This window comes from Actinophytocola sp. NPDC049390, from assembly GCF_044466355.1.
In the GTDB taxonomy this organism is placed as follows: domain Bacteria; phylum Actinomycetota; class Actinomycetes; order Mycobacteriales; family Pseudonocardiaceae; genus Actinophytocola.
The window spans coordinates 157,786-184,052 of record NZ_JBITMQ010000019.1 but is presented as its reverse complement, the minus strand read 5'-3'; the positions used below and the strand labels follow the sequence as shown (position 1 = coordinate 184,052).

Here is a 26,267-nt window from a genome sequence, read left to right as displayed (position 1 = left end):
GTGTCGCAAGTAGGACCGGATCTGACCTACATGCCCTCTAGCGTTCCCATCATGAGCGACGTGAACGAGAACCAGCCACTCGGAACGCCCACGTGGGTGACACTGCGCGTGCCGGACGTGGCCGCGGCGAAGAAGTACTACGGCCGGGTGTTCGGGTGGTCCTTCGAGGACAGCCCGCTGGGCACCCTGTGCTTGCTCAGGGGCGTGCCGGTGGCCGGGATCAGCACCGGCGAGGGCGGCTGGACCGTGTACCTCGCCACCGACGACTGCGACGCCACCGCCAAGGCGGTCGACGCGGCGGGCGGCACGGTCAGCGAGGAGCCGCACGACGTCGGCGGCCTCGGCCGGGCGGCGTTCGCGGCCGACCCGACCGGCGCGGTGTTCGGACTGTGGCAGGGCGGCACGTTCCCCGGCTGCCGCCTGGTCAACGAGCCGGACACGTTGGTGCGCAACGACCTCGTGACCGGGAACCCCGGGCCGGCCCGCGCGTTCTACCCCGCGGTCTTCGGCTTCACCCTGGACGGCAACCCGGACCTGCCGGACTTCGACTTCACGTTCCTGCGCCGCCCGGACGGGCACGAGGTCGGCGGCATCATGGGCGTGCCGGGGGCGCCGTCGTCGGCGTGGGGCACGTGCTTCGAGGTCGCCGACACCGACGCGACGCTCGCGAAGGCGGGCGGCGGCACCGTCGACGACACGCCCTACGGCAGGTCAACGACCTTCCGTGACCCGTTCGGCGTCGAACTGTCGATCATCGCCCGGCCCTAGCCGGGCACGCACCCACGCCTCGATCACGTCGGCGGTCTGCGCGACGGTCGCGGTCGTGGTGTCCAGCCGTGTCATCGGCGGCTCGGTGTCCGCGGTGCGCACCCACTCCGCGAAGTCGAGCATCTCGTCGATGCGGGCCTCGTCCCAGCCGCGCCAGGCGGGACGGGCCAGCAGCCGCGCGCGGAGCACGTCCGCGTCGCACACCAGCGCCAGGTAGTGGATGTCGCTGAACAACACGCGTTCCGGCAGGTACTCGAACTGCGGCGGCGCGACCGTGCCGCACAGGACGACCGGACGGCCCGACTGGGCGAGGCTCGCCGCGAGCCGCAGCCAGGTCTCGCGGAACGCGGTCGAGTCACCGGTCGGGTCGCGCAACGCGCCGACCCACAACAGGTCCTGCTCCACGACCACGCACACGTCGGCGAGCCGGTCGACCAGCATCCGGCCCACCGTGGACTTGCCCGTGCCGGACGGACCGGTGACCGCGAACAGCGGAAGACGCCGGTACGGCTCTCGGTGTCCACACACGACACACACGAGAACCGTGCCGGCGCCGTCGGTCTCGACCCGCGGTTCGTCGGTCCAGCGACCGCACCCCGCGCAGATCATGGGGTTCACGGGCAGGTGAGCCTCAGTCGAACAACTGCTCCAGGAAGCTCTTGCGGCGCCGGTGGCCGTGACCACCGTGGTAGCCGCGAGGCGAGTCGGAGTACCCGCCGTGGCCGTAACCGCGTGGCGAGTCCGAGTAGCCGCCGCGGTGGCCGCGGGGCGAGTCGGCGTACCGGCCAGGAGGAGGCGGCGGCGGAGCCCCACCACCCTGGTACGGCGGCGGTGCGGCCTGAGCCGAGTACTGGCGCTCGGCGTTCAGGATTGTCTCCAGCTCGCCGCGGTCCAGGAAGATCCCACGGCAGCCGTCGCACTGGTCGATGTGGATGCCTTGGCGGTCCACGGTGCGCATCGTGTTCTGACACTTCGGGCAAATCACGTCATCAACAGTAGCGATGTCGCGATGTGGCGGGCCACCTGTGGCCCCGGTCACCACCGAGCCGCCAGATGATATGTCCGGTTCACACATGGTTCACGTGCCGCTGCGAAACCTACCGTTTTCATTCATGACCCGTGGCCCTGCTCACACACCCCGCTCTCTCGCTCGGATCGTGTCGGCGAGCCTCGTCGGCACCACCGTCGAGTGGTACGACTTCTTCCTCTACTCGTCGGCCGCCGCCCTCGTGTTCAACAAGCTGTTCTTCCCCACGTCCGACCCGCTGACCGGCACGCTGCTCGCGTTCACCACGTACGCGATCGGCTTCCTCGCCAGGCCCATCGGCGGCCTGGTGTTCGGGCACTTCGGTGACAAGGTCGGCCGCAAGAAGCTGCTCGTGATCAGCCTGCTGCTGATGGGTGGCGCCACATTCGCGATGGGCCTGCTGCCCACGTACGCGACGATCGGCGTCGCGGCCCCGCTCCTGCTGACGCTGCTGCGCCTGATCCAGGGCTTCGCGCTCGGCGGCGAGTGGGGTGGCGCGGTGCTCATCGTGTCCGAACACGGCGGCACGTCCCGGCGCGGGTTCTGGGCGTCGTGGCCGCAGTGCGGCGCGCCCGGCGGCAACCTGCTCGCCACCGCCGTCCTCGCGATCCTCGCCGCGGTGCAGACCGAAGAGGCGTTCATGGCGTGGGGCTGGCGGATCCCGTTCCTGCTGTCCGCGGTGCTCGTGGTGATCGGCCTGTGGATCCGGCTCGCGGTCGCCGAGTCGCCGGTGTTCCTCGCCGCGCAGCGCAAGGCCGAGGAGCGCGGTGTCGTCGAGAAAGCACCGATCGTGGAGGTCTTCGAGCACAGCCGGCGCCAGGTGTTCATCGCGATGGGCGCGCGGATGGGCGAGAACGTGTCGTACTACGTGATCACCGCGTTCATCCTGGTGTACATCACCGAGTCGCTCGGGCTCGCGAAGTCCGTCGGTCTCAACGCGGTGCTGGTCGGGTCGGCGATCCACTTCGTGACGATCCCGCTGTGGGGCCTGCTGTCCGACCGGGTCGGGCGGCGCGCGGTGTACCTGTTCGGCGCGGTCGCGATGGGGGTGTGGGGCTTCGTGTTCTTCGCGCTGCTGGACACGAGGTCGTTCGGTGTGATCGCGTTCGCCACCACCGTCGGCCTGGTGCTGCACGGCGCCATGTACGGGCCGCAGGCGGCGTTCTTCTCCGAGCTGTTCGGCACACGCGTGCGGTACTCGGGCGCGTCGGTCGGCTACCAGCTCGCGTCGATCCTCGCGGGCGGGCTGGCGCCGCTGATCGCGGTGGCGTTGCTCGACGCGTGGGACTCGACGTTGCCGGTGTCGCTCTACCTCGTCGCGATGTGCCTGATCACCGTGGTCGCCGTGCTGGTGGCGCGGGAGACCAAGGGCGCGTCGCTCGAACCGGAAGACGTCGCGGCCACTGACGAGAAAGCGTCACTAGTGACACGATGACCAGCGTGGATGTGGCCGTCAACGACGCCGTGCGCAAGCTGCTCGACCTGCTCGCCGCCGATGCGAGCGGCGAGCAGCTCGCGCACGTCCCCGTCGCGGCGCGGTCGGCGGGGCTCTCCGACGCCGACCACCAGGAGCTGGCGCGAGCCACCGAGGTGGCGCTGCGGATCCGGCACACGCTGACCGAGCACCGCCGCCGCGAGGCCGAGCTGCGGGCGCTGTTCGACACGGCGAGCGACCTGTCGAAGCTGCGTGACCTCGACGAGGTGCTGCGGTCGATCGTGCACCGGGCCAGGATGCTGCTGCGGGTGGACCTGTCGTACCTGTCGCTCAACGACGAGGCCGCGGGGACCACGTACATGCGGGTCACCGACGGTTCGGTGTCGTCGCTGCTGCCGCGGCTGCGCATCGGCCACGGCGAGGGTCTCGGCGGTCTCGTGGCGCAGACGGCCCACCCGTACGCGTCGGCCGACTACCTGTCGGACCCCCGGTTCGCGCACACCGTGTCGATCGACGACGCGGTGTCGGCGGAACAGATGGTCGGCATTCTCGGCGTGCCGCTCATGCTGGGCAGCAAGGTGATCGGCGTGTTGTTCGCCGCCGACCGGCAACGCCGCGAGTTCACCGCGGACGAGGTCGCGCTGCTGTCGTCGCTCGCCGACCACGCCGCCATCGCCATCGACAACGCGCAGCTGCTGGCGGAGACCCGGCGTGCGAACGAGACGATCAGCGCGGGCAACGAGGCGATGCGCCGCGCGGAGGACGCGCACGACCGGCTCATGGAACTGGTGCTGCGCGGCGGCGACGTCGCGCAGGTGGCGGCGGAGGTCGCGGAGGTCCTCGGCGGCGGCATCGTGTTCTTCGACGCCGCGGGCGTCGAGCTGGCGCGGGTGGCGGCGGCCGCCCCGCCGGTCGTCGGCACCGGCAACGCGCCGGTCCGGTCCGGCTTCGCGGGCGCGGCGAGCGCGAAGGTCACGTGGCCCGAGGAGGCGGTCGCGGCCTCGCGTGCCGCGGGCCGGGCGGTGCGGGTCGGTGACCAGTGGGTGTGTGCGGTGCTGGCCGGGCCCGAGCTGCTGGGCAGCCTCGTGCTGACGGGCCGCGCGGCCCTCGACGAGGCGGACCGGCGGTTGTTCGAGCGGGCGTGCGTGGTGGCGGCACTGCTGTTGCTGCTGCGGCGGTCCGTGGCCAAGGCGGAGGACGAGGTCCGCGGTGAGCTGCTCACCGATCTGCTGACCGCGCCGGACCGGAATCCGGCGGCGTTGCTGGCGCGGGGGCGGCGGCTGGGGATCGACCTGGCGGCGCCGCACGCGGTGCTGATCGCGCACGTCGACGGTGTGCCGCGGCGCAGGCTGGCGATGGCGTGCGGCCGGTTCGCGACGCTGGTCGGGTTGCACGCGGAGCAGGTGGTGCTGCTGGTGGCGGACGGCGATCCGGCGGAGCTGGCCGCCCGGTTGGCGACGTCGCTGTCCGCGTCGGTGGAGGCGCCGGTGACGGTCGGTGCGTCCGGGCCCGCCGCCGGGCCCGCCGCGCTGGCCGCTGCCGCGGACGAGGCGCGGCGGTGTGTGCGGTCGTTGCTCGCGCTGGGGCGGGTCGGCCACGGAGCCGCGTTGGCGGACCTCGGGTTCGTCGGGCAGTTGATCGGGGACCGGACCGACCTGTCGGGGTACGTGCGGGCCACGCTCGGGCCGGTGCTCGAGTACGACGCCCGGCGGGGGACGGACCTCGTGGCGACGTTGCGGGCGTACTTCGAGTGCGGGACGAACCTGACGCGGGCCAAGGACGTGCTGCACGTCCACGTGAACACGGTCGTGCAGCGGTTGGACCGGATCGCGTCGTTGCTGGGTGAGGACTGGCAGACACCCGCGCGGGCGCTGGAGATCCAGATCGCGTTGCGGTTGCACCAACTGCACGGGTAAAGCGCTCATGAGGTGAGCACTTTGGTCGCGACCATGGGTGCATGGACATCATCGAGGTGCTCACTCCCGGCGAATGGCGGTCGTGGCTGGCGGCGCACTGCGCGTCCGCTTCCGAGGTGTGGTTGGTGATTCCGCACAAGGGGTTGCCCGGGGTGCGGTACGAGGAGGCGGTCGAGCAGGCGTTGTGCTTCGGGTGGATCGACGGGTTGCACCGCAAGCACGACGCCGCGCACTCGCGGTTGCGGTTCACGCCTCGGCGGGCGCGGAGTTCGTGGAGCGCGTTGAACCGGGAGCGCGCGGGGCGGTTGATCGCGCGAGGGTTGATGACGCCCGCCGGGCAGGCGGCCATCGACGCGGCCAAGGCGAACGGCCACTGGTAGCAGGCCGGGTCCCCCTTCCGTGAACCCCGAAACCGGCGCCCGACCAGCGAAAACGCCGAACTCGATCGGCCCCGGGACGTGATGTCGGCCCCCACCCATTCCCGGGGGCTCCCCGCTTGCCAGTCTACCGGTGCATGCCGACGGTGGGGGCGATGTCGATCTTGGTTGTGGACAACTGGTGCGGCTGTGGACAACTGGATCTCTGGTAGACGTGTTCGGTGCTGCCGCTCTTGATCGCGCTGGGGGTCGACAACTTCGGGTCCGGGCTCTTCCTGCCACTCACCTTGGTCTATGCCACCCGCGAGGTCGGGTTGCCGCTCGCCGTGGCCGGGGTGACGGTCACCGCGGGCACCGTGGTCGGGTTGCTCGTGCCGCCGGTGGCCGGGCGGTTCGTCGACCGGGTCGGGCCCCGGCCGGTCGTGATCGCGTCTCAGGTGGTGCAAGCGCTTGGCACCGTGGGGTTTCTCGTTGCCGACGGGGTCGCGATGGTCGCCGTCGCGACCTGTCTGCTTTCGGCAGGGCAGCAGCTCTTCTACAGCTCCCTGTTCGCCTTGATCTCCGACGTCGTCGGGGAGCGGGACAAGGACCACCCCTTCGCCGTGGTCGGGATGGTTCGGTCCGCCTGCTTCGGGCTCGGGGCGTTCGCCGCCGGTGGGTTGTTGACCATGGGTGCGCTGCGGGTCGCGGTCGCGGTGAACGCCGTCAGTTTCGTCGTGTGTGCCCTGGTGCTCGCCGCCCGGGTGCGGGCGCCGCACGTGTCACCGCCGGGCGTCGCCGGTGGGCGGGTATCCGCGCGGTTCCTCCGGTTGGTCGTCGTCACCGGGCTCGTCGCGCTCGCGACGGACTTCTTCCTCGTCGGCCTGCCGGTCTACGTGCTCGACCTCGGCGCGCCCACCTGGCTTCCCGGGCTCGTCCTCGCCCTGCACACCGCCGTCACCAGCACCTGCGGGACGTTCGCGGTACGGATGACCCGGAACCTGCCGCGCACCACCACGCTCTCCTACGCCGCCCTGCTGATCGTCCTGTGGTGCGGGTTGTGCCTTGTCGCCGCTGCTCTTCCCGGCGGTTGGCGGCCCGCATGGCTGCTCGTCACGGCGCTCGTGCTCGCCGCCGGCGCCGTCCTCTTCGGGGCACGTGCCAACGCGCTCGCCGTCGCCATGGCGCCCGCCGCGTCGCGCGGGTGGCATCTCGCCGCGTTCCAGTACGCGTTCACCGTGCCCGGGGTGCTCGCGCCCGCCGTCGTCGCGTTGTTCGCGGCCGGGGTGTGGGTGCCGTGGGCCGTGGTCGCGGTGGCCGCGGCCGGTGGTGCGGCCGGGTTCCGCTCGCTCAACGCAGCCAGTTCTCCAGCTCGGTGATCGCCTTGTGGAACTCCGGCGCCAGCGGGACGAGCTTGCCGGGGAACGCGTCCACCAGGCCGTCGGTGTGGGTGCCGTTCTCGATGCGGTGGTAGCGGTGCAGCTGCCCGCGGCCCACGTCGCGGATCATGGCGGCGTACGCGTCACCGCTCTGGCTGATCGGCAGCAACGTGTCGAGCGTGCCCTGCACCGTGATCAGCGGCTTGCCGATGCGACCCGTCAGCGCGACCTTCGCGACCGCCGCCTTCACCGACGCGGGACGGGACGCGTAGTCGTAGTCGGCGTCGCAGTTCGGGGTTCCACTCGCGCAGTACGGGATTCCGGCGTCCAGGTCGCCGTCGTAGGCCGGGTCGAACTCCTCGCGGTACGTGCGTTGCGTGAGGTCCCAGTAGACCTGGTGGTGGAACGGCCACAGGAACTCCGAGCCCGGCGCGTACCCCGCGGCCAGCATCGCGTCGTGCGCTTCCGCCGAACCCGCCGCGTACGCCGGGTAGTTCTTCATCGCGGGCGGCAGGAACGTCAGCAGGTTCGGGCCGTCCGTCGTCCAGAGCGTGCCCTCCCAGTCGACGCCGCCGTCGTACAGCCACGGCGCGTTCTCCAGCTGCCACCGCACCAGGTAGCCGCCGTTCGAGATGCCCGCGGCCAGCGTGGTGTCGGGCACGCGTCCATAGCGTTGTGCCACAACGGCTTTCGCGGCGATCGTCAGCTGGGTGACGCGGTGGTTCCACTCGGCGACGGCGTCGCCGGGGCGGCGGCCGTCGTGGTAGAAGGTGACGCCGGTGTTGCCCTTGTCGGTCGCGGCGAACGCGTAGCCCTTGGCCAGCACGAAGTCCGCGATCGCGCGGTCGTTCGCGTACTGGCGCCGCGAGCCCGGCGAGCCGCTCACGACCAGGCCGCCGTTCCACCGGTCGGGCAGCCGCAGCACGAACTGGGCGTCGTGGTTCCACCCGTTGTTGGCGTTCGTGGTGGACGTGTCCGGGAAGTAGCCGTCGACCTGGATGCCCGGCACACCACTGGGTCGCGGCAGCGACACCTGGGTGAGACCGGCCCAGTCGGCTTCGACGGTGTGGCCGGACGCGACCGTGCCGGCGGTCGTCAGCTCGTCGAGGCAGGACACCACCTGCCGCTGCGCCATCGGCACGTGGAGACGGGCGCAGTCGTGCGGTTGCGCCGCGGCGACGGCTGGGGTGGACATGGCGACCAGGGCTACAGCGACCAGGGCAGCACGCATAGCCCAGAAAAGTAGAAGCCTTCCGCGCGCCCGGAAATGAGTGCCGCCACCACAAACCGCTGCCTGAATGTGGTGGCGACCACTCTCAACACGCCGCGACCGCACGCCTACCGTGAGTGAGAACAGCCGAAACACAACGAGGTGGTGACGGCATGTTCCGAGCCATGGCCCTGGTGGCCGCACTCCTGTTCACGTTCGTCGGCGCGACCCCGGCGGCGGCCGCCGTGGAACCCGTGCCGAGCTTCGGGAGCAACCCCGGCAACCTGAAGATGTACCGGTACGTCCCGGCGAACCTGCCGACGGGCAGACCGGTGGTCGTCGCGTTGCACGGCTGCACGCAGAACGCGACCGGGTACGGCACCGGCTCGGGGTGGACCGAGCTGGCCGACCGGCTGCGGTTCGCGGTGGTGCTGCCGGAACAGCAGAGTGCCAACAACTTCAACAGGTGCTTCAACTGGTTCGAGCGCGGTGACACCACCCGCGGGCAGGGTGAGGCGGAGTCGATCGCGCAGATGGTGCGCAAGACGGTCGCCGACACCGGCGCGAACGCGTCGCGGGTGCACGTCACCGGTCTGTCGGCGGGCGGCGCGATGACGGCGGTCATGCTGGCGACCTACCCGGAGATGTTCGCGGGCGGCGGTGTCGTCGCGGGCATCGCGTACCGGTGCGCGACGACGATGATGGACGCGTTCTCGTGCATGAACCCCGGCAAGAACCAGTCGCCCACGGCTCTGGGCGACGCGGTGCGGGCGGCGTCGTCGCACACGGGTCCGTGGCCGACGGTCAGCATCTGGCAGGGCAGCGCCGACTACACGGTCCGCCCGTCGAACGCGACCGAACTGGCCGAGCAGTGGACGAACGTGCACGGCATCCCCGCGACCCCGACCAGTACGGACACGGTCGCCGGTTATCCGCACGCGATGTACGCGGCGAACGGGCGGACGGTCGTGGAGACGTACACGATCACCGGTATGGGCCACGGGCAGCCCCTTGACCCGGGCACCGGCGCCACGCAGTGCGGGACGGCGGGCGCGTACCTGCTGGACGTCAACATCTGCGCCGCGTGGCACATGGGCTCCGCCTGGAACCTGGCGGGGTGACGTGCCTGCCGGAGAGAGGCGGGCGGGCCTCTCCCCGGCGTCCGGCTACTCGGTCCGCAGCGCCGTCAGGCGGGTGGCGTTGCGGAGGAACGGCATCGTCATGGCGCTCACCAGGAGACTCAGTGCGACGGCGCCCGCGCACAGGACCGCGACACCGCCCCAGTCGATGACCGTCGGGTCCTCCGTCAGGCGCATCACGAGCACCGCCAGGCCGATGCCGGTGATCAGCGCGACCACCACGCCCAGCACGATCGGCAGCGCCACCTGCCACAGCAGCGACCGGCCCAGCACACCCCGGGGCACGCCGCTCGCCGTGAGCATCGCCAGTGTGCGGCGGCGTTCGCGGATGTGTTCCAGTGCCAGCACCAGCAGGCTGACGCCCGCCAGCAGCAGTGTGAAGATCGAGCCCGCGTACAGCGCGGTGCGGATCGCCACGAAGGTCTGCTCCCGTTGGGTGAGGTCCGGGCCGGTGTTGAAGGAGTACACCCACGTCCCGACGCGGTGTTCGGCCACCGAGTTGCGGATGCCTTCCAGCTGTTCGGCCGCCAGGTCGGCGCTGACCATCGCGAAGACGCTCGCGGAGTCGCTGTCCGGCAACGCCGCCGTGTCGACCGCGCCGGGGGTCACGATCACCGACGCGTAGATGTTCGTGTTCTCGGGCCGGTCGATGGTCTTCGCGTCCGCCGGCACCGTCCACGAGCCGGTGACCACGTAGTTCTCCGGGTCCCAGTCGGTGTTCGACTTGTTCCGGTAGTCGCGCCACTCGAGCGGCGCGCCCGGCTTCGGCGGGGGCACGTACTCGTCCCGCACCAGGAACACGTCGCCGTCGGCGCAGGCGCGGAGGTTGACCAGGTCCCTGATGCCCGCGCAGTCCAGCACGACCATGCTGAACCCCGAGTCGGTCCGCTCCTTCTCGGACAGCGACGAGTAGCGGATGGCGTGCACGTCCGTCACCCCGTCGGCCGCGGCCAGGTCCTTCGACACCGTCGCCACCCGCGCCGCGTCCGTCGACACCTCGACGGCGGGCGGCGGCCCCTCCGCGGCGGCGCCGGGCAGCCCGACGTCGCCCGCGACGGACATGAGCACGGTCTGCAGCGTGATGGCACCGGCCAGCACGACCGCGACCCCGCCGACGACCCGCGCGGACGTGCCGCTGTCCAGCTGGAGCCTGCGGATCGCGAGCAGCCACGACGTCGGTCCGCCCGCCACCTGTCCGGCGACCCGTTCGATCAGCCACGGCAGCAGCACCGGCACGCCGATCAGCAGGAGCGCGGCGCCGCCGCTCACGGCCCACACCCACGTGTCGCTGTTGTCCTCCGCGCCGAGCTGCGTGACCAGCAGGACCACACCGAGCACGATCAGCGCGAGCCGCCACCACAGGCGCCTGCGCACGGGCTTGCTCTGCCGCACGACACCGAGCGGTTCGATGATCGTGCGCCGCAACGCGAACAACGCGGTGAGCACCGACAGCGACGGGATCAGCAGCACGATCAGGACCGTCAGCACCGGGTCGGGCACGACGTCGGAGACGTACGCCCGCTCACCGAACAGGTCGACCTGCTCGGTGAACTGGCGCGCCACCACGAACACCACCGCGCCGAGCACCATGCCGACGAGCGTGCCTGCCAGCGACTCGGCGGCCGCGATCCTGCGCACCTGCCGCGACCCGGACCCGACGAGCCGCAGCGCGGAGAGCCTGCGGTCCCGTTCGGCACCGGCGATGCGGCTGGCGGACGTCACGAAGATGAACACCGGCAGCAGCAACACGACCGCGCCCACCAGCAACAGCGCCAGCATCCCCGGATCAAGCGCGATCTGTTCCGGGGCGACACCGAAGCCGTACGCCGCGGTGATGGCCGGCAGGTCGGCGAGGACCTGCTCGTCGACGCCGACCCACGCCCGCAGGTCGCCCGGCATCTGCACCAGCTCCTGGGGGAGCGTGCCGATCACCTTCTCGGGGAACCTCGGCTTCAGCAGGTCCCCGTCGGGCGACGCCAGCAACTCGGCCAGCGCGGGCGACGCGTACATCTCGCCCGGCCCGGGCAGCGTGGGCAGCGCGTCCGGTTTCACCGGGTTCGGCCCGGTCGCCGCGACGTAGCTGACGTCGATGGACTCCCCGAAGAACTCCGTGTAGTTGCTGTCGACGTAGGTCGGGTCGACGCCCTCGACGGGCCGGTCGTCCACCATGTCGATGGTCTGCCGCAGGTCACGCTGTTGCGCCATGTTGCCCGTGGACGCGCCCACCAGCAGCACGGCGGTCGCGATGGCGATCCCCACCGCCGTGAGCGCGAGCCTCGCCCACGAGGTCCGGCCGCCCCCGACGGCCAGCCGGACCCCGAGGGCGAGGTCGCTCATCCACCCCCGGAGGCTCACGCGAACTCCACCTGCCTCGTGTGGCCGTCCCTGACGATGACCTCGCGGTCGGAGTACGCGGCGACACGCGGCTCGTGGGTCACGAGGATCACGGCGGCGCCGGTGTCGCGGGCGGCCTCGGTGAGCAGGCGCATCACGTGCTCCCCGTTCAGCGAGTCCAGTGCGCCGGTCGGCTCGTCGGCGAAGATCACCCGCGGGCCCGTGACCAGCGCGCGGGCCACCGCGACCCGCTGCCCCTGACCTCCGGACACCTCGCCGGGCCGCTTGCCGGCGGCGTCGCCGACCTCCAGCCGGTCGAGCCACACGCGGGCCTTGGCCTCGGCGTCGCGGCGCTTCATGCCGCCCAGCCGCATGGGCAGGGCCACGTTCTCCACGCACGACAGTTCGGGCACGAGCTGCCCGAACTGGAACACGAAGCCGAACTCGGTGCGGCGCAGCGTGCTGCGCGGCTGGTCCGGCATGGCCGACAGCTCCTTGCCGTCGTACGTCACCGTGCCCGAGTCGGGCTGGATGATGCCGGCCAGGCAGTGCAGCATCGTGGACTTGCCGGAGCCGGACGGGCCCATCACGGCCACGACCTCACCGGCGCGGACGGACATGTTGGCGCCGTCCAGCGCCTTGGTCGGGCCGAAGGACTTGACGACGTCGGTCGCCACGAGCAGGGGTTGCGTCATGGGGTCACTTGCCTTCGTAGTTCGTCGATGCGGGCCGCTGTCAGCTCCAGCCAGCGCAGGTCGGCCTCGAGGTGGAAGAGCGCGTGGTCGCAGATCAGCTGGTCGGCGAGGTCGCCGCCGCGCTTGCGGGCGGTGAGCTCGCGCATGGCACGCAGGTGCGCGTGCCGCTGGGTGTCGAGCACGTCCTGGGCGTCCCGCTCGGACATGAGCGCGATGACGACCTTCGTGTAGAGCGTGCTCTGCATGTACAGCTCGGGCTTCTCCGGAGTGCCGAGCCACTTGTCGACGTCGGTGACACCCTCCGCCGTGACGGTGTACCGCTTGCGGTCCGGCCCGCCACCCTGTTCGACGCCGCTCTCCTCGATGAGGCCGTGCTTCAGCAGCCGCGAGAGGGTCGCGTAGACCTGCCCGTAGTGCAGCGGGCGGTCGTGCCCGAAGTGCTCGTCGTACGCCCGCTTGAGGTCGTACCCGTGGCGCGGGCCGCGTTCGAGCAGTCCTAACAGAGTGTGTCCGATCGACATGCCCGATGACTGTACACGCGGTGTATAGCCACTATCTATACATTTAGGGAATAGTCATCTGAGCAGGGGTTTTACCGAGAGAACCAGTGTCAGGCCTACAGTGGTTGCGTGACTGACGTGGACTTGGTGGTCGACTTCCTGAACACCGTGGACCACGAGACCGGCACCGACGTCGTCGCCGATCCGCACGCCTGGCGGCGGTGGCTCGCCGACCGGGAGCTGACCGACGGTGACACCGACGTGCGTGCCGTGCGCGCCGCGCTGCGAGCCGCCGCCGGGGACCGCCGGGAGGCGCCCGGCGAGGTGTCCGTGCCCGTGCTCGCCGAGCTGCCGGTCGGCGGCACACCCCGGCTCGCGGCCACGGACGTGGCCGGTGCCGTGCTCGCGGCCGCCACGCGGCTGGCCGTGCTCGGACAGTGGAGCCGGGTGAAGATCTGCCCGGCCGACGACTGCCGCTGGGCCTTCCACGACCACTCCCGCAACCGGTCGCGCACGTGGTGCTCCATGCAGGTGTGCGGCAACCGCGAGAAGGCCCGCTCGTGGCGCGGCCGCAGGTCGGTCGGCCAGTGAGCCGGATCGCCGCGTACAGCGACGCCGACCTGGCCGCGCTCGTGGACACCGACGGCGCGGTGGGGGTGGGTGGTGGTTCTTCCGTGGTCGATGTCGACGGCGTGCCCGTGTTCGCCAAACGCATCCCGCTGACCGACCGGGAACTGGCCAGTCCGCGCTCCACCGCGAACCTGTTCGACGTGCCGTTGCTCGGCCAGTACGGCGTGGTGAGCCCGGGGTTCAACGCCTGGCGCGAGCTGGCGGCGAACGAGGTCCTGACCGGGACCGGGTCGATCCCGCGGCTCCTCCACTGGCGTGTTCTGCCCGGCCGGGCGCCGGTCGCGGCCGAGCACGCCGACATCGACGCGGTCGTCGCCGCCCTGCACGGCAGCGCCGCGGTCCGTGCCCGCCTCGAAGCGCTGGCCGCCGCGTCCCACAGCCTCGTGCTGTTCTCCGAGTACGTCCCGCTCTCACTGCGGGACTGGCTGCGAGACGACCCGGCGAGCAAGGCGGAGCTGGTGGAACAGCAGCTCATGCACATCGTGGCCGTCCTGCGCGACCACGAGCTGCTGCACATGGACGGGCACTTCGACAACTTCCGCACCGACGGCGAACGGCTCTACCTCACCGACTTCGGGCTGGTCACGTCGCCGCGCTTCGAGCTGTCGACCACCGAGCACGCGTTCGTGCGGCGGCACGCGACGCACGACGCCGAGTACGCGGCGATGCGCCTGGTGAACTGGCTCGCGACCGAGGTGTGCGGAGTCAGTACCGTCCCGGCGGCCCGCAACGAGTTCGTCGCGTGGTGCGCCACCGGCGGCGTGCCCACACACGTGCCACCGGGCATCGCGACGATCCTGGCCCGCCACGCCCCGGCCGCCGCCCGCATGAACAGCCTCTACTGGCAGCTGTTTCAGAGGATCAGCTGAGCGACCGTGTAGATCAGCAGGCCCGCCAGCGCACCCACGACCGTGCCGTTGATGCGGATGAACTGCAGGTCGCGGCCCACCTGCAGCTCGATCTTGCGTGAGGTCTCCTCGGCGTCCCAGCGCTGCACGGTGTCGGTGATCAGCGTGGTGATCTCGTCGCGGTAGTTGACCACCACGTACGCGGCCGCGCCCTCGACCCAGCTGTCGACCTTGTCGCGCAGGGTGTCGTCGTCGGTGAGGCGGCGGCCGAGCGAGATCAGGCCCTCGCGCACACGTTTGCGCAGCTCACTCGACGGGTCCTCGGCCGCGTCCAGCAGCAGCCGCTTCGCCGTCGACCACGCCGAGCCGATCACGTTCTGCACCTCGGGGTGCGCCAGCACCTGCTGCTTCACGGCCTCGGCGCGTTCCATCGTGGCCGGGTCGGTCTGCAGGTCGGCCGCGAACTCGGCGAGGAACTTGTCGACCGCGAGGCGCATCGGGTGGTTCGGGTCGGTCTTGACCAGCCACGCGAACGACAGGACCTCGCCGTAGACCTTGTCGGCGACCATCGAGTCGACGAACTTCGGCGACCAGCTGGGCGCGCGGTCGGACACCACGCGCATGACCGTCGAGTGGTTGTCCTTCACCCACTCGTACGCGCGGTCGCAGACCAGGTCGACCAGCTTGTGGTGCGAGCCGTCGGCGAACACGCCGGCCAGGAGTTTGCCCAGCGGCGGGCCCCACGGCACCGCGACCACGCGCTTGACCACGGCCTGCTCCATGACCGCCTGCACGTCCTCGTCGCGCAGCACGGCGACCACGCCGCGCACCACGGTCGCCAGTTCGGCGGTCACCCGCTCCGCGTTGTCCGGTTCCGCCACCCACGCGCCGAGCCGGGACGCGACGCCGACCCGGCGCAGGCGTTCGCGCACGACCTGCTCGGACAGGAAGTTCGCGCCGACGAAGTCACCGAGGCTGTTGCCGATGGCGTCCTTGCGGGTCGGGATGATCGCGGTGTGCGGGATCCTGATCCCCAGCGGGTGCCGGAACAGCGCGGTCACCGCGAACCAGTCCGCCAGCGCGCCGACCATGCCCGCCTCGGCGGCCGCCCTGACGTACCCGGTCCAGGCGGGCTCGCCGGGCCACAGCGACATGACCAGGAACACCACGGCCGCGCCGACCAGGAACGACAGCGCGACCAGCTTCATCTTGCGCAGCGCACGCCGCTTCTCCGCCTCACCGGGAATCGGCGCTGCGACTGTTTGTCCGCTCCGCGAGCTCCGCTCACGGATGTGTTTGCTCTCGGTCAGTTGCCGCACACCACCATTGTCCGTGAGGATTCGAGACCGTGCGTCGTCCTCCTCTCGTGTCCCGCCTGACCCCGTTCACGTCGACGATCTTCGCGGAGATGACCGCGCTCGCGACCAGGACCGGGGCGGTGAACCTCGGCCAGGGCTTCCCCGACACGGACGGTCCCGCGAGCATGCTCGCCGCCGCCCAGGAGGCCATCGCGTCCGGCGTGAACCAGTACCCGCCCGGTCCCGGCCGCCCGGAACTGCGGGCCGCGATCGCCGCCCAGCGCGCCCCGTACGGGATCGAGTTCGACCCGGACACCGAGGTCCTCGTGACCGTCGGTGCCACGGAGGCCATCGCGTCGGCTCTGTTGGGGCTGGTGGAGCCGGGTGACGAGGTCATCCTGTTCGAGCCCTACTACGACTCGTACGCCGCCTCTGTGGCACTCGCCGGGGCGGCCCGGAAGGTGGTCTCCCTCGTCGACGGGGACCGGTTCTCCGTCGACCTGGACGCCGTGCGGGCCGCGATCACGACGAAGACCCGCGCGATCCTCGTGAACTCGCCGCACAACCCGACCGGGACCGTGTTCACCCGCGAGGAACTGGCCGGGATCGCGGCGCTCTGCGTCGAGCACGACCTGATCGCGATCACCGACGAGGTGTACGAGTCCCTCACCTACGGCGGTGTTCCACACCTGCCGCTGTGCACGTTCCCCGGCATGGCCGAGCGGACGGTGACGATCTCGTCGGCCGGGAAGATGTTCAACTGCACCGGCTGGAAGATCGGCTGGGTCTGCGCGCCCGCCGAGCTGGTCGGCGCGGTGCGTGCGGCCAAGCAGTTCCTGACCTTCGTCGGCGGCGCGCCGTTCCAGCCCGCGGTCGCGCACGCGCTGGAGCACGAGTCGGCGTGGGTGACGAAGCTGCGCGACGACCTCGCCGTCAAGCGGGACCGGTTGTCGGAGGGGCTCGCGGCGGCCGGTTTCGGCGTGCGGCCCAGCTACGGCACGTACTTCGTGTGCGCCGACGTGCGGCCGCTCGGGTTCGCCGACGGCGCCGAGCTGTGCCGGCAGCTCCCGGAGCGCATCGGTGTGGCAGCGGTGCCCGTGCAGGTCTTCACCGATTCACCGGACCAGTGGAAGCACATCGTCCGCTTCGCGTTCTGCAAGAAGGACGAGGTGCTGGACGAGGCGATCGAGCGGCTCCACAAGTTGGGGTGACGGAACGCATCCACATTGGAACCTGAACGGGCGGGGTCGAGGAGCACCGCCACGTCGGCGGCACAAAGGATCACCGGACGTGATCAACATTGCCCCATACGGCCGATACGGTGCGCTTTTGCCGTCTTTCCGGGTGGATCTCACGCGGCTAGGGTGCAGAGTGTCGGTGTGGTGCTAGATAGTGTGCACTGTCGGCACGGGTACCCCTGCCGGCGTACTCGCGTTGACGGACGGTGGTGGTCGCGGTGGAGCTGGGTCGCCTGCTTCGCCGCGGGCTGTTCGTCGTCGCCGTCGCCGCGGCCGGGTGGCTGCTGTCCGCCGTGTTCGCCGGTTCCGCCGGCGCTGAGGCACGCCACGACGAGCAACCACACTCGATGGAGCAGTCGTCCGGCGGCCTGCTCGGCGGTCTCCTGGGCGGGGTCACCCAGACGGTCACCGGGCTGACCGACGCGGTCGTCGGCGTCACCGGCTCGCTCACCGACACGACCACGACGCTGCCGGTACCCGTCGAGAACGAGACACCGGAGCCGGTCGTCGAGGAGCCTGTCTCGCCGCCCGCCGACGACGTGACGACCGGCACCGCGGGGACCGAGCGCGTCGAGACGCCGCCGCCCGCCCCGGAGCCCGTCGCGCCGGCGCCGGTGGCACCGGTCCGGGCAACCGCCCCGGTGGTGGCCGCCGCACCCAAGCCTGCCGCTGCGCCGGTCATCGCGCCGCGGCCCGCCGTCGCCGAGGAGCACGACCCCGCAGGCGACCGGTCCTTCACCGGTTCCGACCCGGAACCGGTGAAGACCCCCGCCGGCCCGTCCACTCCCGGCACATCGGTATCGGCAGCTCACGACCACCCGGGCCACGCCCGCGCGCACCACGGCGTGCTCGTCACGCACACCGCACCGGCCCACCCGGCGGACGCCGGGTTCACCACTCGCAGCCGCGCGATGGGCGCCGCGGGCCGAGACGTCGGTTTACCCGCGGCCACGCCTGACTGAACAGCCGGCGACACCGGACACCTGTGTCCCCAGCTGCCCACAACGACTTTTGACGTGATCCAGGCGGCCGAACCCACTGGTCCGAACGAACTCTCCCGGCGTCCCCCGAAAACATCACAAGCCACCCGACCTGCCGACCGCGCCCGGTCAGGTCGGGACCTGGCCCCGGCGCCGCGATGCCCCCGCGGCGCCGGGGCTCCCCCTCTGGCAGCTCGTCCCAGTCGGCACAACGAGGGGCTGTGCCGGCCGGCCCCTGCCGAGCGCGCCCAGAGGCGAGCAGTGCGCTGGATGGCATTCCTCCCGCCCGGCCGATCGGCCGACGGTGGACTAGGCCATCCAGCGCACTGCTTTCTACCCTGTATACAGTCCTCCGGTCCAGTCATGTGACCGGAATGAACCCGTTCTCCGCGATCGGGGCACGACATTCAGCGACTGACGCCGCCGCCGCGGTGAGCCTGCGCACCGCTTCGCCCAGCACGTCGACGGGCTGGGTGTACGGCACCCGCAGGTAGCGCTCGAGTCCCCCGTGCGGGGTGAAGAACGAGCCGGGCGCGATGCGGACACCGAAGTTCTGCGCCACGGCGGCGAGCCGGGTGCTGACCGGCGCGGGCAGCAGGCACCAGAGGCTCAGCCCGCCGTCCGGCACGGTGAACGCCCAGTCCGGGCACTGCTCGCGGAGCAGCGCGACGAGCGTGTCCCGTCGTTCGACCAGCACGCGACGGCGGTCGAGCATCGGCTCGGGCGGGCCGTCGAGCAGTTCGCTCAGCACGAGCTGTTCGAACACGGCCGATCCGAGGTCGAGGCCGCGGCGGGCGGTGGTGAGGCGGGCGATGACCTCCGCGGGTGCGCGGACCCAGCCGAGCCGCAGGCCACCCCAGTACGACTTGCCCGCGGAGCCGACGGCCACCACCAGGTCACCGCCGAACGCGCTGAACGGCGGCAGCGGCGCGGCGGTGAAGTCCAGGTCGACGTTGGTTTCGTCGATCACGACGGGGGTGCGGGCGCGGCGGAACGCGGCGCCGAGGCGCCTGCGCCCGTCCGCGTCGAGGCGGGCGCCGGTGGGGTTCTGGAAGTCGGGGATCAGGTAGGCGAGGCGGGGCGCGGTCTGGCGGAGCGTGGCCTCGACGCCGTCGAGGTCCCAGCCGGACTCGGTCATGGCGACCGGCACGGGCACGGCGTGCGCACCGAGGATCGCCTCGATCGCGTTCGGGTAGGTCGGCTGCTCGATGAGGACGCGGTCGCCGGGACCGGTGAACAGGCGCAACGCCATGGCGAACGCGACGTGGGCGCCGTTGGTGACGAGGATCTGGTCGGGCGTGGTGGGCAGGCCGCGTGCCGTGTACCGGTCGGCGAGGCGTTCCCGCAGGTCGGGCATGCCCTGTTCGTAGTAGCCGTGGGAGCACAGCTCGGTGGCGAGACGTGGTGCGGCAGCCTCGGCGGCGGCCGCGATCCCGGCGATGGCGGGTGGCACGGCGCGGGCGAGGTCGATGGTGTCCGGGTCGTCGGGCGGTTCCCGGTGACCCGCGGTCGCGGGGATGGCGGTCCACGACCCGGCGCCGCGGCGGCTGACGACGAGCCCGTCGGCCTTCAGCCGTTCCCAGGCGCCGGCGATCATCGTGCGGCTGACGTCGAGGGCGGCGGCCAGTTCCCGTTCGGGTGGCAGCGCGGTACCCGCGGGGAGGCGTCCGTCGAGGATGAGCAGCCGCAGGCCGGCGGCCAGGTCGGCCGTGCCCTGCCGGGAGCCGTGACGGCGCCAGTTGCCGAGCAGGTGTGCCAGACGTCTCGCGTTCACCAGGCCAATTTATGGAGATTGGCTATTGATGACAAGCCAATGTTGATCGCAACATGGCCACATGACCGTGGTCGATCTTCATCAGGTTCCTGTTCGCACGTCACCTGTCCGGCGCCTGGCCCAACTGTTCGGCGGCCTGGCCCTGTACGGGGCGAGCATGGGCCTGATGATCCGGTCGGGCCTGGGCCTGGACCCGTGGGACGTGCTGCACGAGGCGCTGTCGGAACTGACGGGGCTCACGTTCGGCACGGTCACCGCGTTGACCGGCGCACTGGTGCTGCTGTGCTGGATCCCGCTGCGGCAGCGCCCGGGCATCGGCACGGTGTCGAACATCCTGGTGATCGCGGTGGCGGTGGACCTCACGCTCGCCGTGCTGGCGCCACCGTCGGCACTGGCGCCGCGGATCGTGCTCATGGTGGCCGGGGTGGTGCTGAACGGCCTGGCGTCGGCGGCCTACATCGGTGTCCGACTGGGACCGGGCCCGCGCGACGGGTTGATGACCGGCCTGCACGCGCGGACGGGCTGGTCGATCCGACTGGTCCGCACGGCGATCGAACTGACGGTGCTCGCAACGGGCTGGCTCCTCGGCGGCACGGTAGGCGTAGGCACGATCCTGTACGCGCTGGCCATCGGCCCCCTGGTACAGGCGTTCCTCCCCCTCGTAACGTGGCAAAAACCCCCAACCAAATAAAGAAACACACCACCCCGCGAGTCACGCCCCAGAACACCGCGAGTCACGCCCCCACGCATAACGAGTTGGCGATTTCGTGCAGGCCCCGAACATCGAACAGCTGCACAAAACCACCAACTCACTACGCCCGGGAACGCGACTCGCGAGACTCAGGAAACGCGAGTCGCGCCCCCACACATCCCGAACTGGCGGTCTCGTGCAGATCCCAGACGCCGCGCAACTACACGAAACCACCAACTCGCTGTGTCCGGGAACGCGACTCGCGAGGTTTAGGGAACGCGAGTCGCGTTCCTACGCATCGCGAACTGGCGGTCTCGTGCAGGTCCCAGACGCTGGGCGGCTGCACGAAATCGTCAACTCGTTGTGTTCGGGGGCGCGACTCGCGGGGGATTGGTTATATGAAGGTCACTAGGGCCAGGGCTTGGTCGTCGTGGGGTTTGGGGCGGGGCCAGCGGGTGCCGTTCGGGTCGTTGTTTTCCGCGGTTCGGACGGCGTCCAGTACGGATTCCGGGCCCTCGGTTAGTGCCAGGTCGCGGACGGCGGTCCAGTCTGGGAAGACGTGGTAGGTGTCTACGCCGCAGGAGACGCCGTCGGTCGCCATCAGGACTGTGTGGACGTCGGCGCGGGGCCAGGTGGCGCGTTCGGCGTAGTGGGCGGCGTCGGGGTCGGCCTCCGCCACCCAGAAGCCGCCTTCGGTGTTGCGGCGGCGGCTCATGGAGGTGGCCGCCGCGCGTAGGGCCATCAGGTGGTCGTCGTCGTAGCCCGCGCCGGACGCGAGGCGGTCGCGGTAGCCGCTGCCTCTCGGCATGGACGCGAGGCGGTTGTCGGTCACGAGGTGTGTGCCCGTCGTGGTGAACGCGACGATCGGGCTGTCGGCCAGGACGAGGGCTTCGACGCGGGTGTCGTTCCAGCGCAGCAGCGCGACCGTGCTGGACGGGGACTCCCCGGGCACCAGGCCCTGGTCGCGGGCGAGGGCCTTGATCGCGGCGGCGAGCAGGTCGGCGAGGTCGGCGTCCGGGTAGCCGACCAGGCGACCGGAGAGTTCGTGTGCGAGCCGGTTCGCGTACCAGCCGCCGGACGGGAGCGCGGGGTCGAGCGAGGTCGCGCCGTCGAGCAGCACGACCGCGTTCGGCAGCACCACCACCACGTCCTCGCTGGGACGGACCGCGCCGTCCGGCCCGACGCCGGGCCGTTCGGCCACCTCGATGCTGGGCACCATGATCAGAATATAGATGTCAACTCAAGTTGACAGTTCGACGCTGTCAACCTATGTTGACATCATGACGGAAGCGACACAACTGGCCGCCGCCGCGGGCGACCGGGATCCCCGGGTCGGGCTCCAGGCGGTCGCGGCGCTGCGCAAGCTCCTCGAGCGGCTGGAGGCCGTGCAGGTCCGCAACGCGCGGACGAAGGGTTGGTCGTGGCAGGAGATCGCCGCCGAGCTGGGTGTTTCGCGCCAGGCGGTGCACAAGAAGCACGGGAGGGCGTAGATGTTCAACCGGTTCACCGCGGTCGCGCGGCACGTGGTGCACGAGGCGACGCGGCAGGCCCGCAACGAGGTGACCGACGAGCACCTGCTCCTCGCTCTCCTCGACCAGCCCGGCACGACCTCGGCGCGACTGCTTTCCGACGCGGGCGTCACGCCGTCCACGGTCGACACGGCGTTCCGTGAGGCCGAGCGGAAGGGCGGCCTGTCGGACGCCGAGGCCGCGGCGGTGCTGAGCGAATTGGGTATCGACGTGGACGAGGTCGTGGCGAGCGTAGAACGCGCGCTCGGCGAGGACGTGCTCGTGCCACCAGCGGGCCGCAACCGCTTCACCCGCACGGCGAAGGACGTGCTGCGTGGCGCACTGGACCAGGCGAAGTCACTCCGGGCACGCGAACTGGGCGACCAGCACCTGCTGCTGGCGCTGGCCGCCCACGACGGTGTGGCGGGTCAGCTGCTCGCCACGCACGGACTGTCGTATCTGGACGTCCGCGCGCGGCTCGCGGTCATGGGTTAGCGGCGGCCCAGGCCCAGCCATTCGAAGCCGGCGCGGCGGAGGACGTCCGGGTCCAGCAGGTTGCGGGTGTCGACCACGATCGGTCGGTTGACGACCTCGGCCAGCTTGGACCAGTCGAGGCCGCGGAACTCGGGCCACTCGGTGAGGACCACCAGGGCCTCGACGCCCTCCGCCGCGCGGTACGGGTCGTCGACCAGGGTGATGCCGTCCAGGTCGGCGCGGGTGTCGCCGGTGCGCAGCGCCGGGTCGTACGCGGTGAGCTTCGCACCCGCCTGGCGCAGCAGCGCCGACACGGCGAGCGCGGGGCTGTCGCGGAGGTCGTCGGTGCCCGCCTTGAAGGTCAGGCCCAGGACGCCGAGGCGCACCTTGGACAGTGAGCCGCCGCGCTTGCCGGTGACGGCGAGGCGGACCTTCTCGACCATGCGCTGGCGCTGGCGGTTGTTGGTGTCGATGGTGGCGCGGATGAGCCGGAACTCGAAGTCGGCCGCGTCGGCGAGCTGCAGCATCGCCGAGGTGTCCTTCGGCAGGCAGGAGCCGCCCCAGCCGGGGCCGGGGTTGAGGAACGCCTGGCCGATGCGCTTGTCGTAGCCCATGCCCTCGGTGACGTCGGAGATGTCGGCGCCGAGGCGGTCGCACAGTTCGGCGACGGCGTTGACGTACGACAGCTTCATCGCGAGGAAGCAGTTGGCGGCGTACTTGACCAGCTCGGCGGACGCGGCGTCGGTGAGCACGGTCGGGGCGCCGAGGCGGGCGTAGAGCGCGGCCACCTTCTCCGCGGCGTCCTGCTTGTCGCAGCCGACGACGATGCGGTCGGGGTGCAGGAAGTCGTGGACCGCGGAGCCCTCGCGGAGGAACTCGGGGTTCGACACGACGGCGACGTCGTCACGCTCCAGCAGTTCGGCGGTGCGCTGGGCGGTGCCGACGGGCACGGTCGACTTGTTGACGACGACGGCGCCGGCGGGCAGCAGCGGCCCGACCTCCTCCAGCACCGACTCGACCACGGACAGGTCGGCGACGCCGCCGACACCCATGGGTGTCGGCACGCACAGGAACACGACCTCGCTGCCCTCGACGGCAGCGGCGGCGCCGAGCACGAACGACAGACGGCCCGCGGCGAGACCGCCGGACACCAGGTCGGCGAGGCCCGGTTCGAGGATGTCGACCTCGCCGTTGGAAAGGCGCTTGACCTTCTCGGCGTCGACGTCCGCGCACACCACGTGGTGACCGAGCGAAGCCAGGCACGCACCGGTCGTCAACCCGACATATCCGGTTCCCACAACCGCAATCCGCCGTACGAACACGGGCCGGACTCCCCTCCTGATCCCCAACACGTCACGAAGAACGCTACATGTCTCGTAACGGGAACCGGCCGACGGCCGACTCACTGTCTGAACCAGGGTGCGGTTTCGGGGCCCCGCACAACATCCCATCGGAGGAACGCGTGGTAATGGCACGCTTCTTTTGTGCTGCCCTCAGACAGGCGGGCACGAGATGAGAGTCAGCGTTTTCGGCCTCGGCTACGTGGGCTGTGTCTCGGCCGCGTGCCTCGCCTCCCGTGGCAACGACGTCGTCGGTGTGGACGTCAACCCGACCAAGGTCGACCTCATCACGGGCGGGCACGCCCCGGTGGTCGAGGAGCGGATCGGTGAGCTGACGGCGGAGGTCGTGGCGACCGGGTTGCTGCGCGCGACCACGGACGTGCGGGACGCGGTCGCGAGCTCGGACGTGTCGCTGGTGTGTGTCGGCACGCCGTCGGCGCCGAACGGCAGCCTGTCCACCGCCTACCTGGAGCGGGTGGCGGAGCAGATCGGCGAGGCGATCGCGGAGCGGGACACCCGCCACACGGTGGTGTTCCGCAGCACGATGTTGCCGGGCACCTGCCTGAACCTGCTGGTGCCGATCCTGGAGAAGGCGTCCGGCAAGACGGCGGGCGTGGACTTCGGGGTGGCGGTGAACCCGGAGTTCCTGCGTGAGGGGTCGAGTGTCCGGGACTTCTTCGACCCGCCGAAGACGGTGATCGGCGAGCTGGACGCCGCCAGCGGTGACGTGGTCGCGGCCCTGTACGAGGGGCTGCCCGGGGACGTGTTCCGGGTGGCGATCCCGGTCGCGGAGATCACGAAGTACGCGGACAACTCCTTCCACGCGCTCAAGATCGGTTTCGCGAACGAGCTTGGCGCGATCTGCGGGGCGCTGGGCCTGGACTCGCACGCGGTGATGGACGTGTTCGTCGCCGACCGCAAGCTCAACATCAGCCCCGCCTACCTGAAGCCGGGGTTCGCGTTCGGCGGTTCGTGCCTGCCGAAGGACCTGCGCGGGCTGGTGCACGCGGCGCACCGCGCGGACGTGCACGTGCCGATCCTGTCGCATGTGCTGCCGTCGAACGAGGAGCACCTGAAGCGTGCGTTCGAACTGGTGGCCCGCACGGGGAAGCGCAGGGTGGGCCTGTTCGGTCTGTCGTTCAAGCCGGGCACGGACGACCTGCGGGAGAGCCCGATGGTGGAGCTGGCGGAGCGGCTGCTCGGCAAGGGCTACGACCTGAAGATCCACGACGCGAACGTGAGCATGTCGCGGCTGCTGGGCGCGAACCGCGAGTACATCGAGCAGCGCCTGCCGCATCTCGGCCAGTTGCTCGCTGCCGACGTGGACGAGGTGCTCGCGCACGCGGACGTGTACCTGGTCGCCACGACCGACCCGCTCGTGTTGGCGGCACTGCCGCACGGTGGTGATCGCACGCTGATCGATCTGGTCCGCCTCCCGGACGCGGAAGCGCGCCGGGCTGACAAGGGGTATGTCGGCCTTGCCTGGTAAAGCTCTGATCCTGGTCGAGAACCTGTCCGTCCCGTTCGACCGCAGGGTCTGGCAGGAGTCGCAGACGTTGCGGGACGCGGGCTGGGACGTGCACGTCATCTGTCCACAGGGGACGAAGCGGGACCGGGAGCCGTACGTCGAGCTGGACGGTGTGCAGATCCACCGCTATCCGCTGGACGCGGCGACCGGCGGACCGCGCGGCTATGTCAAGGAGTACGGCGCCGCGCTGTGGCATACGATGCGGCTGGCGCGTGCGATCAGCAAGGCGGGCAAGATCGACGTGGTCCACGCCTGCAACCCGCCGGACCTGCTGTACCTGGTGGCGAAGATGTTGCGGCGCAAGGGCACGCGGTTCGTCTTCGACCAGCACGACCTGTGCCCGGAGCTGTACCTGTCGCGGTTCGCGAACCGCGGCAAGGACGCCCTCTACAACGCGGTGTGCCGGCTGGAACGGGCCACGTACAGGGCCGCGGACGTGGTGATCTCGACGAACGAGAGCTACCGGACGGCGGCGATCACGCGTGGGGGCATGGACCCCGACAAGGTGTTCGTGGTGCGCAGCGCGCCGGTCATCGACCGGTTCCGGCAGGTCGCCCCGGAGCCGGAGCTGAAGAAGGGCAGGCCGCACCTGCTGTGCTACCTGGGGGTGATGGGCCCGCAGGACGGCGTGGACTACGCGCTGCGTTCGCTGGCGCTGCTGCGCGACGAGCTGGGACGCGACGACTGGCACGCCGTGTTCGTGGGCGCGGGTGACACGTTCGACGAGATGGTGGCGCTGGCGAAGCGGCTCGGCCTCGACGACGTCGTCGAGTTCACCGGCCGCATCCCGGACGAGGACCTGGTGCGGTACCTGTCGACGGCGGACGTGTGCCTGTCGCCGGATCCGCACAACCCGTTGAACGACGTGTCGACGATGAACAAGGTCATGGAGTACATGGCCATGTCGCGGCCGATCGTGTCGTTCGAGCTGACGGAGGCGCGGGTGTCGGCGGGCGAGGCCGCCGTGTACGCGCCGGCGAACGACGAGCTGGAGTTCGCGCGGCTGACTGCGCGGCTGCTCGACGACCCGGAGGAGCGGGCCCGCATGGGCAAGCTCGGCAAGGAACGCGTCGAGGGTCCGCTGGCGTGGAGCAACTCGCAGAAAGCACTGCTGGCGGCTTACGAGGCCGCCACATCTTGACCAAGAGTAACCGTCGGGGTGTAACCAAAGTCAGGCCAACCGCGACGGGACTCGTGAG

The 26,267-nt window shown here is 70.8% G+C and carries 25 protein-coding genes; 15 read left to right on the top strand and 10 right to left on the bottom strand.

What is annotated here, in order from left to right:
• Positions 1-51 precede the first annotated feature (51 nt).
• Complete coding sequence (locus ACIBVP_RS39975) at positions 52-768, top strand: VOC family protein (protein WP_396111737.1); 717 nt, start codon at positions 52-54, stop codon at positions 766-768.
• Here the strand turns inward: ACIBVP_RS39975 and ACIBVP_RS39970 are convergent.
• Both ACIBVP_RS39970 and ACIBVP_RS39965 read right to left on the bottom strand, forming a co-directional pair.
• Positions 712-1,377, bottom strand: a complete 666-nt coding sequence (locus tag ACIBVP_RS39970; RefSeq protein WP_396111766.1) for an AAA family ATPase — start codon at positions 1,375-1,377, stop codon at positions 712-714. The two genes, ACIBVP_RS39975 and ACIBVP_RS39970, sit on opposite strands and share 57 nt — an antisense overlap.
• A 22-nt stretch (positions 1,378-1,399) precedes the next feature.
• Entirely contained in the window at positions 1,400-1,753 is a 354-nt protein-coding gene (locus ACIBVP_RS39965) for a zf-TFIIB domain-containing protein (protein WP_396111736.1), read from the bottom strand.
• Positions 1,754-1,880: 127 nt separating this feature from the next.
• On the opposite strand from ACIBVP_RS39965, the gene ACIBVP_RS39960 reads away from it, so the two are divergent.
• The 4 genes from ACIBVP_RS39960 to ACIBVP_RS39945 all read left to right on the top strand — a co-directional run bounded on the left by ACIBVP_RS39960 (position 1,881) and on the right by ACIBVP_RS39945 (position 6,881).
• Positions 1,881-3,230: an MFS transporter gene (locus ACIBVP_RS39960; RefSeq protein ID WP_396111735.1), complete on the top strand. Its 1,350-nt coding sequence runs from the start codon at positions 1,881-1,883 to the stop codon at positions 3,228-3,230.
• Positions 3,227-5,146 carry a helix-turn-helix domain-containing protein gene (locus tag ACIBVP_RS39955; RefSeq protein ID WP_396111734.1) on the top strand — a complete coding sequence of 640 codons (1,920 nt, stop codon included), beginning with the start codon at positions 3,227-3,229 and terminating at the stop codon, positions 5,144-5,146. The genes ACIBVP_RS39960 and ACIBVP_RS39955 overlap by 4 nt, the downstream gene beginning before the upstream one ends.
• 41 nt (positions 5,147-5,187) lie before the next feature.
• Positions 5,188-5,526, top strand: a complete 339-nt coding sequence (locus ACIBVP_RS39950) for a YdeI family protein (protein WP_396111733.1) — start codon at positions 5,188-5,190, stop codon at positions 5,524-5,526.
• Between the two features lie 218 nt (positions 5,527-5,744).
• Positions 5,745-6,881, top strand: a complete 1,137-nt coding sequence (locus ACIBVP_RS39945) for an MFS transporter (protein WP_396111732.1) — start codon at positions 5,745-5,747, stop codon at positions 6,879-6,881.
• Here the strand turns inward: ACIBVP_RS39945 and ACIBVP_RS39940 are convergent.
• Positions 6,853-8,112 (bottom strand): tannase/feruloyl esterase family alpha/beta hydrolase, encoded by a 1,260-nt coding sequence (locus ACIBVP_RS39940; protein ID WP_396111731.1) that lies wholly within the window; start codon positions 8,110-8,112, stop codon positions 6,853-6,855. The genes ACIBVP_RS39945 and ACIBVP_RS39940 overlap by 29 nt on opposite strands.
• Before the next feature lie 152 nt (positions 8,113-8,264).
• Here ACIBVP_RS39940 and ACIBVP_RS39935 point away from each other — a divergent pair, with 152 nt between their 5' ends.
• Positions 8,265-9,212, top strand: a complete 948-nt coding sequence (locus ACIBVP_RS39935; RefSeq protein WP_396111730.1) for an alpha/beta hydrolase family esterase — start codon at positions 8,265-8,267, stop codon at positions 9,210-9,212.
• 45 nt (positions 9,213-9,257) lie between these two features.
• Here ACIBVP_RS39935 and ACIBVP_RS39930 read toward each other — a convergent pair whose 3' ends face one another.
• The 3 genes from ACIBVP_RS39930 to ACIBVP_RS39920 are packed head-to-tail and all read right to left on the bottom strand — an operon-like array spanning position 9,258 to position 12,780.
• Positions 9,258-11,585: an FtsX-like permease family protein gene (locus ACIBVP_RS39930; RefSeq protein ID WP_396111729.1), complete on the bottom strand. Its 2,328-nt coding sequence runs from the start codon at positions 11,583-11,585 to the stop codon at positions 9,258-9,260.
• The gene (locus ACIBVP_RS39925; RefSeq protein ID WP_396111728.1) at positions 11,582-12,259 is read right to left on the bottom strand and encodes an ABC transporter ATP-binding protein; all 678 of its coding nucleotides are present in this window, start codon (positions 12,257-12,259) and stop codon (positions 11,582-11,584) included. The genes ACIBVP_RS39930 and ACIBVP_RS39925 overlap by 4 nt, the downstream gene beginning before the upstream one ends.
• Positions 12,256-12,780 carry a PadR family transcriptional regulator gene (locus ACIBVP_RS39920; protein WP_396111727.1) on the bottom strand — a complete coding sequence of 175 codons (525 nt, stop codon included), beginning with the start codon at positions 12,778-12,780 and terminating at the stop codon, positions 12,256-12,258. Before ACIBVP_RS39920 ends, ACIBVP_RS39925 begins: the two co-directional genes overlap by 4 nt.
• A 108-nt stretch (positions 12,781-12,888) precedes the next feature.
• Between ACIBVP_RS39920 and ACIBVP_RS39915 the strand changes: the two genes are divergently transcribed.
• Positions 12,889-13,350, top strand: coding sequence for a CGNR zinc finger domain-containing protein (locus tag ACIBVP_RS39915; RefSeq protein ID WP_396111726.1), 462 nt, complete (start codon positions 12,889-12,891; stop codon positions 13,348-13,350).
• Positions 13,347-14,258: a serine/threonine protein phosphatase gene (locus ACIBVP_RS39910; RefSeq protein ID WP_396111725.1), complete on the top strand. Its 912-nt coding sequence runs from the start codon at positions 13,347-13,349 to the stop codon at positions 14,256-14,258. Before ACIBVP_RS39915 ends, ACIBVP_RS39910 begins: the two co-directional genes overlap by 4 nt.
• On the opposite strand, the gene ACIBVP_RS39905 is transcribed toward ACIBVP_RS39910, so the two are convergent.
• Entirely contained in the window at positions 14,243-15,445 is a 1,203-nt protein-coding gene (locus ACIBVP_RS39905) for a DUF445 domain-containing protein (protein WP_396111764.1), read from the bottom strand. The two genes, ACIBVP_RS39910 and ACIBVP_RS39905, sit on opposite strands and share 16 nt — an antisense overlap.
• Positions 15,446-15,585: 140 nt before the next feature.
• On the opposite strand from ACIBVP_RS39905, the gene ACIBVP_RS39900 reads away from it, so the two are divergent.
• Both ACIBVP_RS39900 and ACIBVP_RS39895 read left to right on the top strand, forming a co-directional pair.
• On the top strand, positions 15,586-16,746 hold the full coding sequence (locus tag ACIBVP_RS39900) for a pyridoxal phosphate-dependent aminotransferase (RefSeq protein WP_396111723.1): 1,161 nt from the start codon (positions 15,586-15,588) through the stop codon (positions 16,744-16,746).
• Between the two features lie 245 nt (positions 16,747-16,991).
• On the top strand, positions 16,992-17,735 hold the full coding sequence (locus tag ACIBVP_RS39895; RefSeq protein ID WP_396111722.1) for a hypothetical protein: 744 nt from the start codon (positions 16,992-16,994) through the stop codon (positions 17,733-17,735).
• A gap of 379 nt (positions 17,736-18,114) precedes the next feature.
• Here the strand turns inward: ACIBVP_RS39895 and ACIBVP_RS39890 are convergent, their stop codons facing one another.
• The gene (locus tag ACIBVP_RS39890; RefSeq protein ID WP_396111720.1) at positions 18,115-19,527 is read right to left on the bottom strand and encodes a PLP-dependent aminotransferase family protein; all 1,413 of its coding nucleotides are present in this window, start codon (positions 19,525-19,527) and stop codon (positions 18,115-18,117) included.
• 61 nt (positions 19,528-19,588) lie between these two features.
• On the opposite strand from ACIBVP_RS39890, the gene ACIBVP_RS39885 reads away from it, so the two are divergent.
• Positions 19,589-20,218: a YitT family protein gene (locus ACIBVP_RS39885; RefSeq protein WP_396111719.1), complete on the top strand. Its 630-nt coding sequence runs from the start codon at positions 19,589-19,591 to the stop codon at positions 20,216-20,218.
• A gap of 394 nt (positions 20,219-20,612) precedes the next feature.
• On the opposite strand, the gene ACIBVP_RS39880 is transcribed toward ACIBVP_RS39885, so the two are convergent.
• On the bottom strand, positions 20,613-21,434 hold the full coding sequence (locus tag ACIBVP_RS39880) for a hypothetical protein (RefSeq protein ID WP_396111763.1): 822 nt from the start codon (positions 21,432-21,434) through the stop codon (positions 20,613-20,615).
• A gap of 64 nt (positions 21,435-21,498) precedes the next feature.
• Between ACIBVP_RS39880 and ACIBVP_RS39875 the strand changes: the two genes are divergently transcribed.
• Positions 21,499-21,708 (top strand): helix-turn-helix domain-containing protein, encoded by a 210-nt coding sequence (locus ACIBVP_RS39875; RefSeq protein WP_330843313.1) that lies wholly within the window; start codon positions 21,499-21,501, stop codon positions 21,706-21,708.
• Positions 21,709-22,221: a Clp protease N-terminal domain-containing protein gene (locus ACIBVP_RS39870; protein WP_396111718.1), complete on the top strand. Its 513-nt coding sequence runs from the start codon at positions 21,709-21,711 to the stop codon at positions 22,219-22,221.
• Here ACIBVP_RS39870 and ACIBVP_RS39865 read toward each other — a convergent pair.
• A complete protein-coding gene (locus ACIBVP_RS39865) occupies positions 22,218-23,522 on the bottom strand; it encodes a UDP-glucose dehydrogenase family protein (protein WP_396111717.1) in 1,305 nt (434 codons plus the stop codon). The genes ACIBVP_RS39870 and ACIBVP_RS39865 overlap by 4 nt on opposite strands.
• A gap of 190 nt (positions 23,523-23,712) precedes the next feature.
• Between ACIBVP_RS39865 and ACIBVP_RS39860 the strand changes: the two genes are divergently transcribed.
• Together ACIBVP_RS39860 and ACIBVP_RS39855 are read left to right on the top strand one after the other, a co-directional pair.
• The gene (locus ACIBVP_RS39860) at positions 23,713-25,029 is read left to right on the top strand and encodes a nucleotide sugar dehydrogenase (protein ID WP_396111716.1); all 1,317 of its coding nucleotides are present in this window, start codon (positions 23,713-23,715) and stop codon (positions 25,027-25,029) included.
• The gene (locus tag ACIBVP_RS39855) at positions 25,010-26,209 is read left to right on the top strand and encodes a glycosyltransferase family 4 protein (RefSeq protein ID WP_396111715.1); all 1,200 of its coding nucleotides are present in this window, start codon (positions 25,010-25,012) and stop codon (positions 26,207-26,209) included. The genes ACIBVP_RS39860 and ACIBVP_RS39855 overlap by 20 nt, the downstream gene beginning before the upstream one ends.
• Positions 26,210-26,267 lie beyond the last annotated feature (58 nt).

Coding starts and splice junctions, on each gene's coding strand:
- ACIBVP_RS39920 (WP_396111727.1), bottom strand. CDS start 12,780: ATGTCGATCGGACACACTCTGTTAGGACTGCTCGAACGCGGCCCGCGC.
- ACIBVP_RS39955 (WP_396111734.1), top strand. CDS start 3,227: ATGACCAGCGTGGATGTGGCCGTCAACGACGCCGTGCGCAAGCTGCTC.
- ACIBVP_RS39940 (WP_396111731.1), bottom strand. CDS start 8,112: ATGCGTGCTGCCCTGGTCGCTGTAGCCCTGGTCGCCATGTCCACCCCA.
- ACIBVP_RS39870 (WP_396111718.1), top strand. CDS start 21,709: ATGTTCAACCGGTTCACCGCGGTCGCGCGGCACGTGGTGCACGAGGCG.
- ACIBVP_RS39950 (WP_396111733.1), top strand. CDS start 5,188: ATGGACATCATCGAGGTGCTCACTCCCGGCGAATGGCGGTCGTGGCTG.
- ACIBVP_RS39960 (WP_396111735.1), top strand. CDS start 1,881: ATGACCCGTGGCCCTGCTCACACACCCCGCTCTCTCGCTCGGATCGTG.
- ACIBVP_RS39885 (WP_396111719.1), top strand. CDS start 19,589: ATGACCGTGGTCGATCTTCATCAGGTTCCTGTTCGCACGTCACCTGTC.
- ACIBVP_RS39875 (WP_330843313.1), top strand. CDS start 21,499: ATGACGGAAGCGACACAACTGGCCGCCGCCGCGGGCGACCGGGATCCC.
- ACIBVP_RS39935 (WP_396111730.1), top strand. CDS start 8,265: ATGTTCCGAGCCATGGCCCTGGTGGCCGCACTCCTGTTCACGTTCGTC.
- ACIBVP_RS39855 (WP_396111715.1), top strand. CDS start 25,010: ATGTCGGCCTTGCCTGGTAAAGCTCTGATCCTGGTCGAGAACCTGTCC.
- ACIBVP_RS39925 (WP_396111728.1), bottom strand. CDS start 12,259: ATGACGCAACCCCTGCTCGTGGCGACCGACGTCGTCAAGTCCTTCGGC.
- ACIBVP_RS39975 (WP_396111737.1), top strand. CDS start 52: ATGAGCGACGTGAACGAGAACCAGCCACTCGGAACGCCCACGTGGGTG.
- ACIBVP_RS39860 (WP_396111716.1), top strand. CDS start 23,713: ATGAGAGTCAGCGTTTTCGGCCTCGGCTACGTGGGCTGTGTCTCGGCC.
- ACIBVP_RS39970 (WP_396111766.1), bottom strand. CDS start 1,377: ATGATCTGCGCGGGGTGCGGTCGCTGGACCGACGAACCGCGGGTCGAG.
- ACIBVP_RS39905 (WP_396111764.1), bottom strand. CDS start 15,445: ATGAAGCTGGTCGCGCTGTCGTTCCTGGTCGGCGCGGCCGTGGTGTTC.